The sequence below is a fragment of the Serratia sp. 2880STDY5682894 genome, assembly GCF_001537385.1.
Classification (GTDB): Bacteria; Pseudomonadota; Gammaproteobacteria; order Enterobacterales; family Enterobacteriaceae; genus Serratia; species Serratia nevei.
The window spans coordinates 371,371-386,609 of the sequence record NZ_FCJA01000001.1; the positions used below are offsets into that span (position 1 = coordinate 371,371).

15 protein-coding genes are annotated in these 15,239 nt (G+C 59.7%); 4 read left to right on the forward strand and 11 right to left on the reverse strand.

Annotation, left to right across the window (positions count from 1 at the left end):
- Position 1: 1 nt before the first annotated feature.
- Both AWX27_RS01605 and AWX27_RS01610 read right to left on the reverse strand, forming a co-directional pair.
- On the reverse strand, positions 2-523 hold the full coding sequence (locus AWX27_RS01605) for a chromate transporter (protein WP_025302761.1): 522 nt from the start codon (positions 521-523) through the stop codon (positions 2-4).
- On the reverse strand, positions 520-1,086 hold the full coding sequence (locus tag AWX27_RS01610; RefSeq protein ID WP_033634481.1) for a chromate transporter: 567 nt from the start codon (positions 1,084-1,086) through the stop codon (positions 520-522). The genes AWX27_RS01605 and AWX27_RS01610 overlap by 4 nt, the downstream gene beginning before the upstream one ends.
- 103 nt (positions 1,087-1,189) lie before the next feature.
- Between AWX27_RS01610 and AWX27_RS01615 the strand changes: the two genes are divergently transcribed.
- Positions 1,190-2,101, forward strand: coding sequence for a LysR family transcriptional regulator (locus AWX27_RS01615; RefSeq protein ID WP_060419022.1), 912 nt, complete (start codon positions 1,190-1,192; stop codon positions 2,099-2,101).
- Between the two features lie 290 nt (positions 2,102-2,391).
- On the forward strand, positions 2,392-3,561 hold the full coding sequence (locus AWX27_RS01620; protein ID WP_060419024.1) for a cupin domain-containing protein: 1,170 nt from the start codon (positions 2,392-2,394) through the stop codon (positions 3,559-3,561).
- Between the two features lie 42 nt (positions 3,562-3,603).
- Here AWX27_RS01620 and AWX27_RS01625 read toward each other — a convergent pair whose 3' ends face one another.
- A complete protein-coding gene (locus tag AWX27_RS01625; protein ID WP_048323359.1) occupies positions 3,604-4,524 on the reverse strand; it encodes an alpha/beta hydrolase in 921 nt (306 codons plus the stop codon).
- A gap of 151 nt (positions 4,525-4,675) precedes the next feature.
- Between AWX27_RS01625 and AWX27_RS01630 the strand changes: the two genes are divergently transcribed.
- The gene (locus tag AWX27_RS01630; RefSeq protein ID WP_080432929.1) at positions 4,676-5,587 is read left to right on the forward strand and encodes a LysR family transcriptional regulator; all 912 of its coding nucleotides are present in this window, start codon (positions 4,676-4,678) and stop codon (positions 5,585-5,587) included.
- A 23-nt stretch (positions 5,588-5,610) separates the two neighbouring features.
- Here AWX27_RS01630 and AWX27_RS01635 read toward each other — a convergent pair whose 3' ends face one another.
- The 3 genes from AWX27_RS01635 to AWX27_RS01645 all read right to left on the reverse strand — a co-directional run bounded on the left by AWX27_RS01635 (position 5,611) and on the right by AWX27_RS01645 (position 9,468).
- On the reverse strand, positions 5,611-6,594 hold the full coding sequence (locus tag AWX27_RS01635; RefSeq protein WP_072265392.1) for a nucleoside hydrolase: 984 nt from the start codon (positions 6,592-6,594) through the stop codon (positions 5,611-5,613).
- Positions 6,591-7,646, reverse strand: coding sequence for an adenosine deaminase (add, locus tag AWX27_RS01640; protein ID WP_060419028.1), 1,056 nt, complete (start codon positions 7,644-7,646; stop codon positions 6,591-6,593). Before add ends, AWX27_RS01635 begins: the two co-directional genes overlap by 4 nt.
- A gap of 478 nt (positions 7,647-8,124) precedes the next feature.
- Positions 8,125-9,468, reverse strand: a complete 1,344-nt coding sequence (locus AWX27_RS01645; protein ID WP_139180733.1) for an MFS transporter — start codon at positions 9,466-9,468, stop codon at positions 8,125-8,127.
- Between the two features lie 84 nt (positions 9,469-9,552).
- On the opposite strand from AWX27_RS01645, the gene AWX27_RS01650 reads away from it, so the two are divergent.
- Entirely contained in the window at positions 9,553-10,467 is a 915-nt protein-coding gene (locus AWX27_RS01650) for an AraC family transcriptional regulator (protein ID WP_060419032.1), read from the forward strand.
- 39 nt (positions 10,468-10,506) lie between these two features.
- Here the strand turns inward: AWX27_RS01650 and AWX27_RS01655 are convergent, their stop codons facing one another.
- The 5 genes from AWX27_RS01655 to AWX27_RS01675 all read right to left on the reverse strand — a co-directional run.
- A complete protein-coding gene (locus AWX27_RS01655; RefSeq protein WP_060419034.1) occupies positions 10,507-11,970 on the reverse strand; it encodes an aldehyde dehydrogenase family protein in 1,464 nt (487 codons plus the stop codon).
- A 22-nt stretch (positions 11,971-11,992) separates the two neighbouring features.
- A complete protein-coding gene (locus tag AWX27_RS01660) occupies positions 11,993-12,742 on the reverse strand; it encodes an SDR family NAD(P)-dependent oxidoreductase (protein WP_033634470.1) in 750 nt (249 codons plus the stop codon).
- A gap of 127 nt (positions 12,743-12,869) precedes the next feature.
- On the reverse strand, positions 12,870-13,502 hold the full coding sequence (locus tag AWX27_RS01665; RefSeq protein ID WP_060419035.1) for a LysE family translocator: 633 nt from the start codon (positions 13,500-13,502) through the stop codon (positions 12,870-12,872).
- Positions 13,503-13,569: 67 nt separating this feature from the next.
- Entirely contained in the window at positions 13,570-14,385 is an 816-nt protein-coding gene (locus AWX27_RS01670; RefSeq protein ID WP_060419037.1) for an AraC family transcriptional regulator, read from the reverse strand.
- A gap of 167 nt (positions 14,386-14,552) precedes the next feature.
- Positions 14,553-15,239 (reverse strand): MBL fold metallo-hydrolase (locus AWX27_RS01675; protein ID WP_060419039.1); only part of this gene is annotated, 687 nt, incomplete at its 5' end.

Consider the following 15,239-nt stretch of genomic DNA (forward strand, 5'->3'; position numbering starts at 1 on the left):
CTCAGGCGAACAGCAACCCGAGCAGCGCGCCGCCCGCCAGCACCCACAGCGGATGGAGGCGCTTGCTCATGCTCAGCCCCGTCGCCAGCGCCACGATCGCCGCCAGCCGCCAGCTGGGTGCGGAAGCCTCGGCGATCAAGATACCGCTGGCCGCCACCAGCCCCACGGTCAGCGGCACCAATCCGGCCTGCACGATGCGGCGCCACGGGCGATCCTTAAAGCGCCGCCAGGCGCCCATCACCAGCAGCGTGACGATCGAAGACGGCCCGAACTTGGCGATCGAAGAAACCAGCAGCCCCGCCCAGCCGGCGACGTGCCAGCCGACCAGCGGCACGATCATCATGTTCGGCCCCGGCGCGGCCTGCGCCATGGCGAACAGCGCGCTGAACTCCTGGGCGCTCATCCATTGATGCACCTCCACCACCTGCCGCTGCATCTCCGGCAAAATGGTCATACCGCCGCCAAACGCCAGCAGAGAGAGCTCGGTGAAGATCAGCGCCAGCGCAATCAGAACCCCGCTCATGACGGCCACCGCCACATCAGCAGAATGCTCAGCGGTGCCAGCACCAGCATGGTCGGCAACAGCGGCAGGCGCAGCCAGGCGATGGCGATCAAGGCCAGCGCGACGATCGCCAGCGCCGGCCATTTGCCGCGCAGCGGCAGCAGCATCTTGATCCCGGTCGACAGCAGCAGCCCGGCGGCGGCGGCGGCCAGCCCGGCGAACACATGCTGCACATGCGGATCGTTTTGGAAGCGGGCGTAGACTACGCCCAGCCCCACCACGATCGCCGTCGGCGCGCTGATGAGGCCCAGCAAGGCGCACAGCGCGCCGCGCAGCCCGCGAAACTCCATGCCCACCGCCACCGACAGGTTGATCACGTTGCCGCCGGGCAGAAACTGGCACAGCCCGAGCAGCTCGGTAAACTGTTCGCCGCTCAGCCAGCGCCGGCGCTCCACCAACATACTGCGCGCCAGCGGCAGCACGCCGCCGAAGCCGATCAGCCCCAGCCACAGAAAGCCCACAAACAGCTCTGCGTTGCCCGGCGCTGCCGCCGGGTGCGGTTTTAACGTATTGATATCTGACATGACATTGCCATTCCATATCGCTTTTTTTGATGTCTGGTATCATGCGCGCCGCCGTGCCATGATGTCTAATGCATTCCGGAACAACTAAAGATACCTTTGAGGTATGGCTATGATCGAACTGCGTCGCCTGCGGGCATTCGTCACCGTGGTGGAAGAAGGCAACATCACCCGCGCCGCCGAGCGGCTGTTTATCCAGCAGCCGCCGCTGACCCGCCTGCTGCAGGGGCTGGAAGATGAACTGGGCGTCACCTTGTTGCAGCGCCTGCCGCGCGGCGTGCGCGTTACCGAAGCAGGCGGCGTGCTGTTCGAAGAAGCCCGCGCCCTGCTGGCGCGCGCCGAACGCCTGCGCGAAGCGGTGCAGCGCGCCGCTCGCGGCGAGCAGGGGCACATCGCCATCGGCTTCACCAGCTCCGCCGCGCTGCATCCGTTCGTGCCCAACCTGCTGCGCCGCTACCGCGACATCCTGCCGGGCATCACCACCCAGCTGGAAGAAGCCGGCAGCGGCGAACTGATGGAGGCGTTGCTGGAACAGCGCCTCGACGCCGCCTTCGTGCGCTCGCCGGCCAGCGGCATTCCCGGCCTGAGCGTGGTGCCGGTGCTCAGCGAACCGATGATTGTCGCCCTGCCGCTGGGCCACCGGCTGGCGCAAGAAACGCAGCAGCCGCTGCCGCTGGCCGAACTGGCCCACGAGGCGTTTATTCTCTATCGCCGCCCGGCCGGCCAGGGGCTGTACGACGCCATCCTGGCCGCCTGCCACCGCGCCGGCTTCAGCCCGCGCATCGTGCAGGAAGCGCCGCGCCTGCCGGCCACCCTCAGCCTGGTCGGCGCCGGGCTGGGGCTGTCAGTGGTGCCTGGCTCAATGCGGCGGCTGGGCGGCGACGGTATCGTCTACCGCACCCTCGCCGAAGAGGCGCAGCTCAGCGCCCCGCTTTACCTGGCGCTGCGCCGCAGCCCGGCTTCGCCGATCGTCGAGCGGTTTCGGCAACTGGTGCTGGAGACCGTGGGGGAGTCATAAAAAGCCCGAACGGCCAATAAAAAATGCCGTTCGTTTATTATTTATTTAAACCGGTCGGCGACTAAAATTAATTCCAATTAATGACTATTCAACTTCCGGGGAATTAATCAAACCCGCTCTCACTTAGTAACAAACGCAAACAAATAAGCGCCTACTCAATAAATTCCAGCCGCTAGGATTTAAGGGTCACAGCCTGTTCCCGCCGATGACAAAAAATCATTTCAATGGCGCTCGCGCCTTCCCTGTCGCCTGCCTCTGCGGGCGCACGGTTTTATATTGGAGAAAACGCTATGCTATCGCGTCGTGATATATTGAAAGTCTCCGCCGTCAGCGCGGCGGCCGCCGGCATGATCGGCGGCATCGCTAAAAATGCCGCTGCCGACGACCACCGCAATATCGTGCCCCCCAGCAGCTACCAGCCGCCTGCTAATGCGCAGCATCTCTATAAGTACAAATTCACCGACAGCAAGAAACGCAGCCTGCCCAGCGGCTGGGCGCGCGAGGCCACCGTCGAGCAGTTTCCAATCTCCGAAGGCGTGGCGGGCGTCGACATGACGCTGGAGCCGGGCGGCGTGCGCGAGCTGCACTGGCACGCCATCGCCGCCGAATGGGCGTTTATGCTGGAAGGCCATGCGCGCATCACCATCCTCGATCCCGAGGGCAAATGCGAAGTGGCGGATTTCGGGCCCGGCGACGTGTGGTATTTCCCGAAAGGCTACGGCCATTCCATTCAGGCGCTGGCGGACGGCGCGCATTTTATTCTGGCGTTCGATAACGGCCATTTCTCCGAATTCGGCACCTTCAGCATCACCGACTGGGTGGCGCATATGCCGAAAGAGGTATTGGAAAAAAGCGTCGACATGCCGGCGGCGGTATTTTCCAAGGCCAAACAGGGTGAGGCCTATATTGTTGGCGGCGCCGTTCCGCCCGCCCTGCCATTGCCGAAAAACGACGGCGGATTAAATAACGCTCCGCTGACCCACCGCTATGAATTAATGAAGCAAAAGCCGTTCTTTGAAAATGACGCCGGCAGCGTGCATTTGGTGTCATCGAAAGAATTTCCCATTTCCACCACCATGACCGGCATCATCGAGATCGTGAAACCCGGCGCGATCCGGGAATTGCACTGGCACCCCAATGCCAACGAATGGCAATACTATATTGCCGGCAAAGGCCGCATGACGGTGTTCAGCTCGCACGGCCACGCGCAGACGGAAGAGTACGCCCCTTCAGACGTCGGCTACGTGCCGCAGGGCTTCGGCCATTACATCGAGAACATCGGCGATGAGGATTTGAAGGTGCTGATCGTGATGGACAACGGCATTTATCAGGATATTTCGTTGTCCGACTGGCTGGCGAAAACCCCGGCCTACCTGCTGGCGGATAACTTCAACAACCAGGCTGAGGACTGGCAGGATCGGCCGAAAGACAAACGGGTCATGTCACGGCGCAGCCGCTGACGCCACGGCGAGGGAGAGACTCCCTCGCCCTCCGGCCTGCGCTTACAGCGTGGCGTTAAAGAACGGCACCAGCTTCTCCAGCGCCTGGGCTACCGGCTCCGGTTTGTCGTAGAGATCGTAATGCGACCAGCCTTCCACCACCACCAGCTCTTTGTGCTGCGATTTGGCGCGGCGCACGATCTCATAGCCATCGCGCAACGCGCCGAACAGGCCGGGTTTGCTGCCGACGATCACCAACAGCGGCTGGGTCAGCAGCACTTCCGCCAGGTGGAACGCGTCCCAACCCACGGCTACCGCGTTATGGGAATACAGCGTCTTGTTTGCGCCGTTCGGCTTCTCACCGCGCGCCGTCCGGTAGTATTCCGTCGCCTCGCGCAGATCGATATCGGCACCGTCTTGTTGCGCCGCCTCAACGCTCGGGTACAGGCCTACATCCACGCGCAACGCCGCGCCGCGCGCCTCTGCGGTGCGCTGCCGGGCAATATCCTCCAGGAAAGCCACAGGATCGCCGTTGGCCAACACGCCCTCGCGCATCACCCGGCCATAGTTGGCGCCGGTGATGGTCGCCACCGCTTTGATGCGCCGCTCCGTCATCGTGGCGTTGATGGCGTAACCGCCGCCGCCGCAGATACCGAGCACGCCGATACGCTGGTCGTCAACGTAGTCCAGCGTCACCAGATAATCGGTCACGACGCGAAAATCTTCCACGCGCTGAGCGGGATCTTCGATAAAGCGCGGTTCGCCGCCGCTCTCACCCTGGAAGCTGGCGTCGAATGCGATGACCACAAAGCCGGCTTTCGCCAGCGCCGCGCCATAGACATTGCCCGAGGTCTGCTCTTTGCAGCTGCCGATCGGGTGGGCGCTGATGATCGCCGGATATTTTTTCCGCTCGTCGAAATCCGGCGGGAAATGAATATCCGCCGCGATGTCCCAATACTGACGCTTGATTTTGACCGTTTTCATCATGAGTTCCTCACAGGGTTGCTGGCTCGGGAAACGCGCTCGGCATCGCTTCCGCTGGGATAACGCTCACTTTAGACGTCGTATTGTTCTTTGAGAAGCACAGGGAATGGACTACAGTGTTAAGCTGTGATTTACAATGCGGAGCGTCTCGATGGATCCTTCCCTGCTTCCCTCACTGGCGTGGTTCGCGCATATCGCGCAGCACCGCAGCTTCACCAAAGCGGCGGCCCAAATGGGCGTTTCCCGCGCCGCGCTGTCGCAAAATCTAAAGGCGCTGGAAAAACAGCTGAACGTCAAGCTGCTCTACCGCACTACCCGCGATATGTCGCTCACGGAGGAAGGGCAACGCCTGCTCGAGGCTCTGGCGCCCGCCCTCAACGCGATCGAACACGCCGTCGGCACGCTGGAAGAGAGCCGTCACGAGCCGGCGGGGCTGCTGCGGATAAACGCCTCGCGCACGGCCGCCAAGCACTTTATCGAACCGCATATTGGCGAATTTCTGGCGCGCTATCCCAGATTGAAGCTTGAACTGGTGATGGACGACGGCATGGCCAGCATCATTTCCGAAGGCTACGACGCCGGCGTGCGGCTGGGTGAAAGCCTCGCCGAGCATATGGTGGCGATCCCCATCACCCCGCAGGTGGAACTGGTGGCGGTGGCCACGCCGCAATACCTCAGCCGCTACGGCACGCCCGCCACGCCGGCGGATCTGGTCAACCACAACTGCATCGCTTTTCGCCACGCAACCAGCGGGGCCATTTATCAATGGGAGTTTTCCACCCTTGAGCGGCACGCGCGCCATACCTTTTCCGTCGAGCCGCAAGGCAGCATGATCACCAACGACGACGACGGCATGATCCGCGCCGCGTTGCAGCATGTCGGCATTATTCAGCACTTTGATTTCGCCGTGAAGGCGCTGGTGGAACGCGGTGAACTGGTGCGGATCCTGCGGCCTTGGTCACAGCCGTTTCCCGGCTTCTACCTGTATATCCCCTCCCGTGAGCACATGTCTTCCAAGGTCAGGGCGCTGCTGGACTTTCTGGTCGAGAAGCGCGCAGGCTAAGCCGGCCCGCGCGCCGTTTCGCTTTACTGTTTATGCGGCTCCGCTGGCAGCGACAACAGCTTCGCGAGCAGCAACTCCGACATATTAAGCTCGGTGCTTAATACCACATGGCAGTTGGCATCGGGCTGCGGCGGATAGTTCATATATCGTCCCCGCATATCGCACAGGGTTTGCCCGCGGCCTGGCCCGTCGGAATCATCGATCGTCACCTTCACGTTAGGCGCAAAGCAGGCGCCGATGCCCTGCACCGCCAACACCGCAGCCACCGGATCGTGCAGCGCGCAGGCTTTGCGGCCGTAGGTATTGATATAAAACTGGATATACCGCTCCAGCATTTGCCCTATCGCCTGCGCAAACCGGCTCTCGGCCGACAGCAGTTTGAGCCGATCCGCCTCTTCAAAGGTATGCGACATGGTGACATCAAGCGGCACCATCACGATATTCTTCATCGCCTTAAACACCATGGCCGCCGCCTCCGGATCGCAGGCAATATTCGCCTCCGCAACGGGCGTTCGGTTGCCGGGCGCCAGTGCCGCACCGCCCATGATCGTCAGCGTGCCGATAAGCTCTCCTAGCGCGGGCTCAAGCTGCAAGGCTTTGGCGATGTTGGTCAGCGGGCCGGTCGCCAAGATGTCCAGCTCCCCCGGGTGCGCTCTGGCCAGCTCAACCAGCAGTTCGGGGGCCGGCAGCGGCGCCAGCTTGGCGTGTGAGGCTTCCAGCGCGATGTCGCCGATGCCGTTGTCACCGTGTATATGCTGCACATCGCAAAGATACGCCTGGCGCAGGTAGTCCCGTTCCCCCACGGCGACGGGGATCGCGGGAAAACCGGCCAGGCGGGCAAGCTCCAGCGTATTTCTGGCTCCGGCATCGGCGGCGACGTTGCCGCAAACCGTGCCGATCGCCAGAATATCCACCTTGTCGCTTTCTGCGAGCAAATAGCCCAGCGCCATCGCATCATCGATGCCGGTATCGCAGTCAAAATATAATTTTATTTTCTTCTCGCTCACCGCTTGTCTCCATTTTCTGTATTAAGAGAGGCAACCCAAAGATCCATTTTCTTCCGATACTCCGTTTTTGCCTCGTCGCCGGCGAAACTGGCGGCAAAAGCATTCAGGGCCACATCGACGATATCCTGGGTGGAAAATGCAAATTCGCTCTGACAGATCAGATATTCATCCACCAACGTGGTGTGCAATAAGACCGGGTCGTCGGTATTGATGGTCGCGATGACCCCGGCATCCCGCAGCCGGCGCAGCGGATGTTCCGCGTAGCCGGGATAGACGCCCAGTTTGATGTTCGAGGTCAGGCATACGCCGATGGGGATACGTCGTTCAGCCAACAGCGCCACTACGGCCGGGTCGTCTATCGCCCGAACGCCGTGATCGATGCGGTCGGCCCCCAGCAGCAAGATGGCGTCGCGCACGCCCTCTGCGCCGCTGGACTCCCCGGCATGCACGGTTCGCTTCAACCCGGCCCTGCCCGCCTGGGCGAAAGCCTGCGCAAAACGCGCACCGCTGCCTTTGGTGACGGCCTCATTGCCATCGACGGACAGCGCGACCACTCTGGGGTGCCGCAGCGCGGTTAAAAAATCCACCAGCTCACTCGCCTCGGCGGCGGTTTGCCGGCGGAGCAAACTGACGCACAGCCCAACGGACGCCAATCCATCTTCTTCGGCCGCGCGCAAACCGGCGTCAATCGCGTCGATCATGTCACCAAGCCTGCCGCGCCACGCTTTCCAATGGGTCGGGTTGAAAATCAGATCGGCGTACAGCCCGCCATCCCGCGACAGCCGTTGTGCATAGGAGTAGCTTAACTGCGCCAGGCGTTCGCGGCTGCTCACCAGGCTGCAGGACCAATCGAGGAAATCGAGAAAGTCGGCAAGCCCGTTAAAATTCAGCAGCTCGGCCTGCTTTCTGGGCATCGGTATCCCCGAGGATAACGCCCAGGCCGAGAGCTGTTCCGGCTCAAAGCAGCCCTCCAGATGCACGTGCACTTCCGCCTTCGGCAGGGAAACCATCTGCGCTCGAGAGAGCGTGGTTTGGTTTACATTCCATTCCATAAAATGGCTCCCAAGGGTTATTTATGCAGGCCAACGAGCACTTTTTCGCGCGACGGCATGGGTGCGAAGGCCTCGCTGAAGGGGGAGTGAATGCGGTAAAAAACGCCGTGAGACGAGGAATGATCTAGGGTAAGCATCGCAATCTGTTAATCCTGTAATGAGTTAGATGGCAGGCCATCCAAAAATTCATCAACAGGTCAGTAACCTATGCGTGCGGCAACCGGTGACACCTCTCATCACCGAAGCCGGCACGGCATCACCCCATCCTCACTGCAACGCCCGACTTCTATGGGCGCCGGCAATCATCGATGGGGCCGTTCTCTTACCTGAACCTATGTAAAACATGGCGTGTTAAAGCAGAGTGTTCGCCGGCAGCCGCTGTTATGCGCGGCCATCGCCAGCCATCAGCGCCAAAACACGCCGCCAAGCTTATGAAAGCCAGGGGGTCTTGTAAAGCCCTTCCCCAACGCCGGAAACGTCAGGCCTTTCTCAGCAACAGCGCCCACAGCGCCAGCACGGCAAAGGCGATGTATATCGCCATAAAAAGGACAATGGCGGCGAACAAGGCGCCCACTACCCCTATTTTATCCGCCAGCCAACCTGCGGCCGGCGGCATGATATTGAACAAATAGACGATAAAGTAAAACTTCGACACCGCGTTCCACCCTGGCGCCGCTAGCGAGAGCTTATTGACCAGGATGGCACCGCCCACAAAAACCGCGCCGTACGAGAAGCCGGACAGCGCCAGACTCACCGCCGCGCTGGCCACAGAACCGCTTTCGAGCGCCATGGTCATCATCACCATAGAGAAAACCTGCGCAATCAGCCCTAGCACCAAAGAAAACTCAGGCTTCAGAAAACGCGGGATCGTGAACTGCACCACGCCGGCCACCAGTAAATAACCGGTGGCGATATAGCCAAAGCCCGCGGGTGACTGGAGCCCGAAGACCTGGATCGCGGCCGTCGGCCCCAACGACAGGATCAGCGCGGCGTATGACCAGGAGATAAACACGCACAGCGCAAGCAGATAGAACAGCGGTTGGCTAAAACCGGCGCCCTTTTCTGCCGTTTTCGTGTCCGCAACGCCGAGGGTAGGCAATCCTTTCTTCGGCCAAAGCAGGACGATGGCGATCGCAGAGAGGAAAACCAATGCGGCGATGGTCACCGCCGGCGAAGTGAGCGGATAAAACGCCAGCTGGGCGTAAACGCTGCTGATCACCGGGCCCAGCGCCAGGCCGGTCACCAAAGCCAGGCTGCCCAACAGCGCGGCGCGTTTGGCGCTGTCGCCGCGGCTGACGTTAATCAACAAGATGTTGATGATGGCCGTGGCCGTACCGGCCCCTAAACCGGAAATAAACCTGAACAGGCACAGCGCCTGCAAAGAACGAGCAAAGGAAAAGCACAGCGTTGGCACCACCACCACCATCAGCGACACCACCAGCAGCAGCCGGGCATTTTTATCGGTGATGGTGAGCCTGCGTGATAAAAACAAGGCCAGCAATACGCCAAACCCGTAGGAAGAGAAAATGAAGGTCAGGTCGATATTACTCAGGCCAAGGGTTTCTTGATAGAGGGGATATAACGGCGTAGGAGAGCCGCTGTTCAACAAGATAAAAAATAAAGCGATCGTCAACGCCGCCAATAGGCTCACCTGGCTGCGGTTTGTCTGGTCAGAAGTCATTATGCCACCATCATGGAAAATACCGATCGTAGCACCCGACCGGATCGCGAACTTTCGCGTTCGCACTTTTTTTCTTATCGTTCGGACAGGACGGCGGGATAGCCTGTACACCGGCTGGCGCCTCACCCATAATGCGTTCACCTCGCCGCACTGCCGGGATCATGCATAACCCTGGCGCAATAGCGACTATGCTCAACAGTAAACGCATCAGACAAGCAGGTAATAATGGATCCGCTATCCGATATTGTTTCCAGGCTAAAAATCAGCAGCCAGAAAATTGTGACGTTTGACATGAGCGCGAATACCAAAGCGCTGTTTCCCGACTATTCCGGGATGAAAATTTATATCGCCAAGCGCGGATCCTTTTTCATTAAACTGGCGGGCGACGCCAACAGTTACCCGATTGAACAAGGCGATGTGCTGATCTTATCCAGCGGGCGCGAATTCAGCATTTTTGATAACCCTAACGCGCCTGCCATCGATATAACAAAAATTCACGTGATGAAAGACCGCTCATCCTGCTTCAGCAACGGCGGGTGCGATTTCTCCTTTGTGGGTTGCCGCTTCGTATTTCAGATCAACGATACCTTCCGCTTTATCACCAGCCTGCCCGAACCCATCGTGATCAAAACGCAGCGGGAGGAGAACGCCGGCATCAAGGATTTCCTGAGCCGCCTCTCGTCGGAGATAGAAAATCCCGGCCCGGGCAGTGAACTCATCACCGAGCATCTGCTGCAGATCATTTTGACGCAGGCGCTGCGCATGCTGCTCTCTTCCGGCGCGCTCGGCCGCGGTGAGGGCTGGTTTTACGCGATGGCGGACAAACATATCGGCCTCGCGCTGACCCGCATACACGACCAACCGGGCAGAAAATGGCGCCTGGACGAGCTCGCCGTCGTGGCCGGCATGTCGCGTACCGCCTTCACCACCCGCTTCAGAAAGCTGGCCGGCTACAGCGTCAACGAATACATTCGCATCTGGCGTTTTAGCCTGGCCATCGAGCGAATGGTCGCCAATAAAGAAAAAATATCCCAGATCGCCTTTGACCTGGGATATGAATCGGAAAGCGCCTTCAGCACCGCGTTCAAGAAAAGCATGGGCGCGTCGCCAAGGAGTTATATCGGCAGCCATATTTCCTGAAGCAGCCAACGGCGGCACGTCCCTGTGCCGGTCTTATCCTTATTCTGCAAACCAGGCCGCGGGCAGATCCGTCTGCAGCGTGATGGTTTTTATTTGCGTGTAGGCATTGAGCGTTTCTTTGCAGAACTCGCGGCCGATCCCGCTGTTCTTGTAACCGCCGAACGCGGTGCCATCGGTAATGTTCGAGTAGCGGTTGATCCATACGGACCCGGCTTCCAGCCGGTCTGCGGTCGCCAGGGCGTTTTTCAGGCTGCGGGTGTAGATCCCCGACGCCAGCCCATATTCGCTGTCGTTAGCCTGGGCGATCATCTCGTCGTAGTCTGACCATTTGATCAGCGTCAGCACCGGCCCGAAAATTTCTTCCTGGCAAATGCGCATGCCATTTTCCGCAGCAAAGATCGTCGGCTCAATGAAGTAGCCATGCTCGCAGCCGGCGACGGCGCGGCGTTTGCCGCCGGTCAGCAGGGTGGCACCCTCCTCGAGGCCGGTCCGAATATAAGCCAGCACCCGCTCGCCCTGCTTCTCAGAAACCAGGCAGCTGACCCGGGATTGCTCGGCCAGCGGTGAACCGACGCGCACCCGTTCGAAAGCCGTCACCAGTTTGGCGCTGAAACGGTCGTAAATGTCCGCGTGAACGAACAGCCGGGTGCCCGCCAGGCAGGACTGACCGTTATTGTGGATGGCGGCAAAGGTCACGTTGTCCACCACCGCGTCCAGGTCTTCGATGTCCGGGAACACAATATTGGGGCTCTTCCCGCCCAGCTCCAGCGTGACGGGCACCAGCCGCTCCGCGGCGGCCTTGGCCACCCGCTTGCCCACCTCCGTGCTGCCGGTGAACGAAAGCTTGCGCACCTTGCGGTTGCCGGTCAGCGCCGCCCCCGCCACGCTCCCGAGCCCGGTAATGATGTTGACGACGCCGGCAGGGAAAATGTTGGCGATCATCTTGCCCAGCTCCAGCGTGGAGAGCGAGGCGTTTTCATCGGCCTTCAGTACCACCGTGTTGCCGGTCACCAGCGCCGGCGCCAGCTTGAACGCCGCCATGATCGCCGGCGCATTCCAGGGGATAATCTGCCCGCAGACGCCGAGCGGCTCGCGTTTCGCCAGGCTGTAGCCGTCCGCGATGCTTCTGCCGCTGTCTTCGTGCCCCATGACAACCGCGGCGAAATAGCGATAGTGTCTGACCGCCGTTTGATAATCGCGGCGCACTTCGCTGATACAGCGGCCCACATCCCGCGCGTCGATTTGCGCCATTCTTTCCAGATCGCTTTCCAGCACATCCGCCAGCTGCGCCATCAGGCGAGCGCGGGCCTGCTGCCCTAATGCCTTCCAGGCGGGGAAAGCCGCTTCCGCCGCCAACACGGCGCGCTCGACGTCCCGTTCGTTGCAGTAGTGCAAATCCGCCAGGCGCTCCCCGGTCGAGGGGGAAATCACGGGATGAATGTCCGTGCCATCCAGCTCGAATACGCCGTTAATCAGTGGCCCGTAGGCTTTATCTAATGTCATTTCTGTTCCATTCTTCGCTAAATTAATGCAAACCGCCGCCGACGATCAGGCTCTCGCCGGTCACCCAACCCGCCTCGTCCGAGGCGAGATAGGCCACGGCCGGGGCGATATCCTCCGGTGTGCCGATGCGCCCCAGCGGGGTGATGGATTCAATGTGCGTTTTGAAATCGGTATCGAAAAAGCCGCTGTCATGCACGCCTTCCGTGATGACCAAGCCAGGATTGACCGCATTGACCCGGATTTTGCGCCCGCCAAGCTCGTTGGCCAGCGTCTTGGTGATCGAATCGACCGCGGCTTTGGAAGCGGTATAAACCAGCGAATTGGCCGGCGTAAACGAGGTCACGCTGGAGCTGATATTGACGATGCTACCGCCCGATTCAGGCATGGCGGCGACCGCCGCCTTGCAGCAATAAATCAGCCCTTTGACATTTAAATTGAAGTGCCTTTCATATTCCGCGTCGCTGAAGGCTTCCAGGCTATTGGTGGCATAAACCCCGGCGTTATTGACCAGCACGTCCAGGCGACCATACTGCTCGACAATGTTTTGCATCAGGCCGTTGACTTCGGCCTCAATGCCGACATTGGCCTGCAGCGGAAAAGCGACGCCACCCTGCTCATTGATCTCTTTAACCAACCGGTTAGCATCTTCACGCCCGCGGGAATAGTTAATGAAAACCACGGCGCCTTCCGCCGCCAGGCGTTTAGCAATGGCGGCGCCAATTCCCTTTGAACTGCCTGTCACCAGGGCAACTTTATTTTCAAAGCGTTTCATTCGTCATTCTCCTCAGTGTCTGTGAAACTCGGGAGAAGATTACGGTAAATGCTCGCCGTGCAGCATAGCGGGGCGAACATAAAACCTTATCGAACGAACAACTTTGCCCAAAAGAGAAGTGGCATTTTTAGAGTAAACGCGCGGCCAAAATGGTGCAGGCTAATAACAGAATGACGCCACCGAAGCATTTATTGATATAAATCCCAATGACCGGACGCCGTTTTATACTCAGCGCGATCTTTCCCGCCAGAAATACCAGGGGAACTTCGATCAGAAACATGATGACGATGAGTTCAGTGCCTAATATCAGCATCTGCATTCCCGGCCTGCCCGCGTCCACCCGAATAAACTGCGGAATAAACGCCAGCATGAAAATAATGGCCTTGGGGTTAAGCAGGTTGGTCAGCAATCCTTGCGAATAGAGCCTTTTGCGGCTTTTGCGCTCGCCGTGGCTTTCCAGGCCAATCGCATTTGCCTGGGTAAAAATGCCCAACCCGACCCACATGATGTACAGCGCGCCGCCGATGACAAAAAGCTGATACAGCAGCGGCGAAGAGGCGATCAGTGCCGTGACGCCGGCAATCGCAAAACAGACGTGGCATATCACCCCGGTGACCGCCCCCAATACGGTAATCAGCCCCGCTTTCGTTCCCTGGCTGACGGCATTGGACAGTGCGCAAAGCATATCGGCGCCGGGAATAAGCGTTAAGACGGCGGCCGAAAGGGCAAATAAACCCAGCGTGGATAATTCGATGACCATGATTTTCTCGCGTCGTAAATAGGCACATTGTCGGCCCCCGTAAGTCGGCGAGATAGAACGATATTGCTCACAGGCAGCGATCGCGATAGCCGCGCGGCGTCACGCCGTAACTCGACTTGAACGCCCTGCCCAGGTGCGACTGATCGGCGAACCCGCAGGCGACGGCGATTTCCGCAATATCGCCGCCCCGGGATAGCAAAACCTTCGCCTGCTGCAGCCTAAGCTGCCGCTGATAGCGGCTCGGCGACAAGCCGAATGTTGCCGAGAACTGGCGGCAAAGGTGAAACCTGGACAGACCGGCGGCCTGCGCCAGCCTCTCCAGACGCACTTCCCGCGCCGGGTTATCGTGCAGATACTCTTTCGCCCTGCGCAAGCCCGGTGCGATGCCGGCATCTGCCAATGGCGCGCGCCGCGGGGAACACACCGCCAGCAGATCCGCCACACAGTGGCTCCAGGCCACCTCCCGGTCGAAACGGCTGGATTGCGCCGCGGTCAATACCGTCGCGGCCTCACACAGCCGGTTGGCGAAAGGCGCATGGTCGATATGCTTCTCCTTCACTGCCGACGGCAGTGGCATCTCCATGTTTTCCGCCACGTCCAGCAGCATCTCGTGGCTGGGGTAAAACATGAAATAATGGCATCCCTCTTCTCCCAGCACCGTCCCGGCATGCATCTGCCCCGGCGCGATGAGGCTGACTTGCCCGCGGCTGACGATACCGTCGGCATCGCCTTTAGCGCTGTTGTTATTGGCGCCGCGCAGGACCACGCCAATCGACCAGGTATCATGCCAATGCACGTCAAACCGATGGTCTGAAAAGTCCGCGACGAGCAGTTCAAGCCCGTCCAATGCGTCAAAACGATGCATAAATGCCGAATTGCCCATCCTCTTTTACCCGATTGCCGGTTATCCACAGCGGCCAAAATAACACACAACGTACGGCGTGAAAGCCCTGCGATCTGTACTGAAGCGGCTTTCTGAACGTCGGCAAAAAGGGGCCGGCTGGCCCCTTCACATTGTTCGTCTGCCTTCTTGCCTTGCTCTCATGCCGATTAATGTGGATTCATCGCGCCATAGTTCAACGGCTGCCAGTCGTAACCTTTCCCCTGTTTATTGATGTAGCCAAGGCCCGGGAAGGACAAATGCGCCCCTGCGACCAGCGCCCTTTGCTGCGCGAGGTCATCGAACAGCCGCTTGCGCTGCGCAACGGCGGCAGGGACGTCGATGTCATAGGCGATGGCGACATTCGGATCGGGAAACTGCACCGAGCCGACGTGGATCATATCCCCCAGAATCACCATCTTTTGCCCTTTGCTTTCGACGGCGAACACGCTGTGCCCTGGCGTGTGCCCACGCGTATCGATAGCCGAAATGCCCGGGGTGAGCACCTGATTGCCTTCAAACGTTTTGAGTTTCCCCGCCGTGACGTAAGGCTGCAATGAGGCGATGGCGGCATCGAAGAAACGTTTATCTTTCTCTTCCGCCTGCCGTTTTTTCTCTTCGCTCAGCCAAAAAGCGACTTCGTCTTTTTCCACCCAGACGGTGGCGTTCGGGAAGGCGAGACGCTTGTCCGCCATCAACCCGCCCACATGGTCGGGATGCAGGTGCGTTAAATAAATCTCATCCACCTGCTCCGCCTGATAGCCGGAAGCGTTTAGGTTTTTCATCATTTTGCCCAGCGCTTCGCCATGCAGCGCGCCGGTGCCTGCATCGACCAGAACCAGCTTGCTTCCGGTATT

What these genes read in the sequence shown, in the direction of transcription:
- AWX27_RS01605 (WP_025302761.1), bottom strand. Translation starts at nt 523, where the DNA reads ATGAGCGGGGTTCTGATTGCGCTGGCGCTGATCTTCACCGAGCTCTCT.
- AWX27_RS01610 (WP_033634481.1), bottom strand. Translation starts at nt 1,086, where the DNA reads ATGTCAGATATCAATACGTTAAAACCGCACCCGGCGGCAGCGCCGGGC.
- AWX27_RS01615 (WP_060419022.1), top strand. Translation starts at nt 1,190, where the DNA reads ATGGCTATGATCGAACTGCGTCGCCTGCGGGCATTCGTCACCGTGGTG.
- AWX27_RS01620 (WP_060419024.1), top strand. Translation starts at nt 2,392, where the DNA reads ATGCTATCGCGTCGTGATATATTGAAAGTCTCCGCCGTCAGCGCGGCG.
- AWX27_RS01625 (WP_048323359.1), bottom strand. Translation starts at nt 4,524, where the DNA reads ATGAAAACGGTCAAAATCAAGCGTCAGTATTGGGACATCGCGGCGGAT.
- AWX27_RS01630 (WP_080432929.1), top strand. Translation starts at nt 4,676, where the DNA reads ATGGATCCTTCCCTGCTTCCCTCACTGGCGTGGTTCGCGCATATCGCG.
- add (WP_060419028.1), bottom strand. Translation starts at nt 7,646, where the DNA reads ATGGAATGGAATGTAAACCAAACCACGCTCTCTCGAGCGCAGATGGTT.
- AWX27_RS01650 (WP_060419032.1), top strand. Translation starts at nt 9,553, where the DNA reads ATGGATCCGCTATCCGATATTGTTTCCAGGCTAAAAATCAGCAGCCAG.
- AWX27_RS01655 (WP_060419034.1), bottom strand. Translation starts at nt 11,970, where the DNA reads ATGACATTAGATAAAGCCTACGGGCCACTGATTAACGGCGTATTCGAG.
- AWX27_RS01660 (WP_033634470.1), bottom strand. Translation starts at nt 12,742, where the DNA reads ATGAAACGCTTTGAAAATAAAGTTGCCCTGGTGACAGGCAGTTCAAAG.
- AWX27_RS01665 (WP_060419035.1), bottom strand. Translation starts at nt 13,502, where the DNA reads ATGGTCATCGAATTATCCACGCTGGGTTTATTTGCCCTTTCGGCCGCC.
- AWX27_RS01670 (WP_060419037.1), bottom strand. Translation starts at nt 14,385, where the DNA reads ATGGGCAATTCGGCATTTATGCATCGTTTTGACGCATTGGACGGGCTT.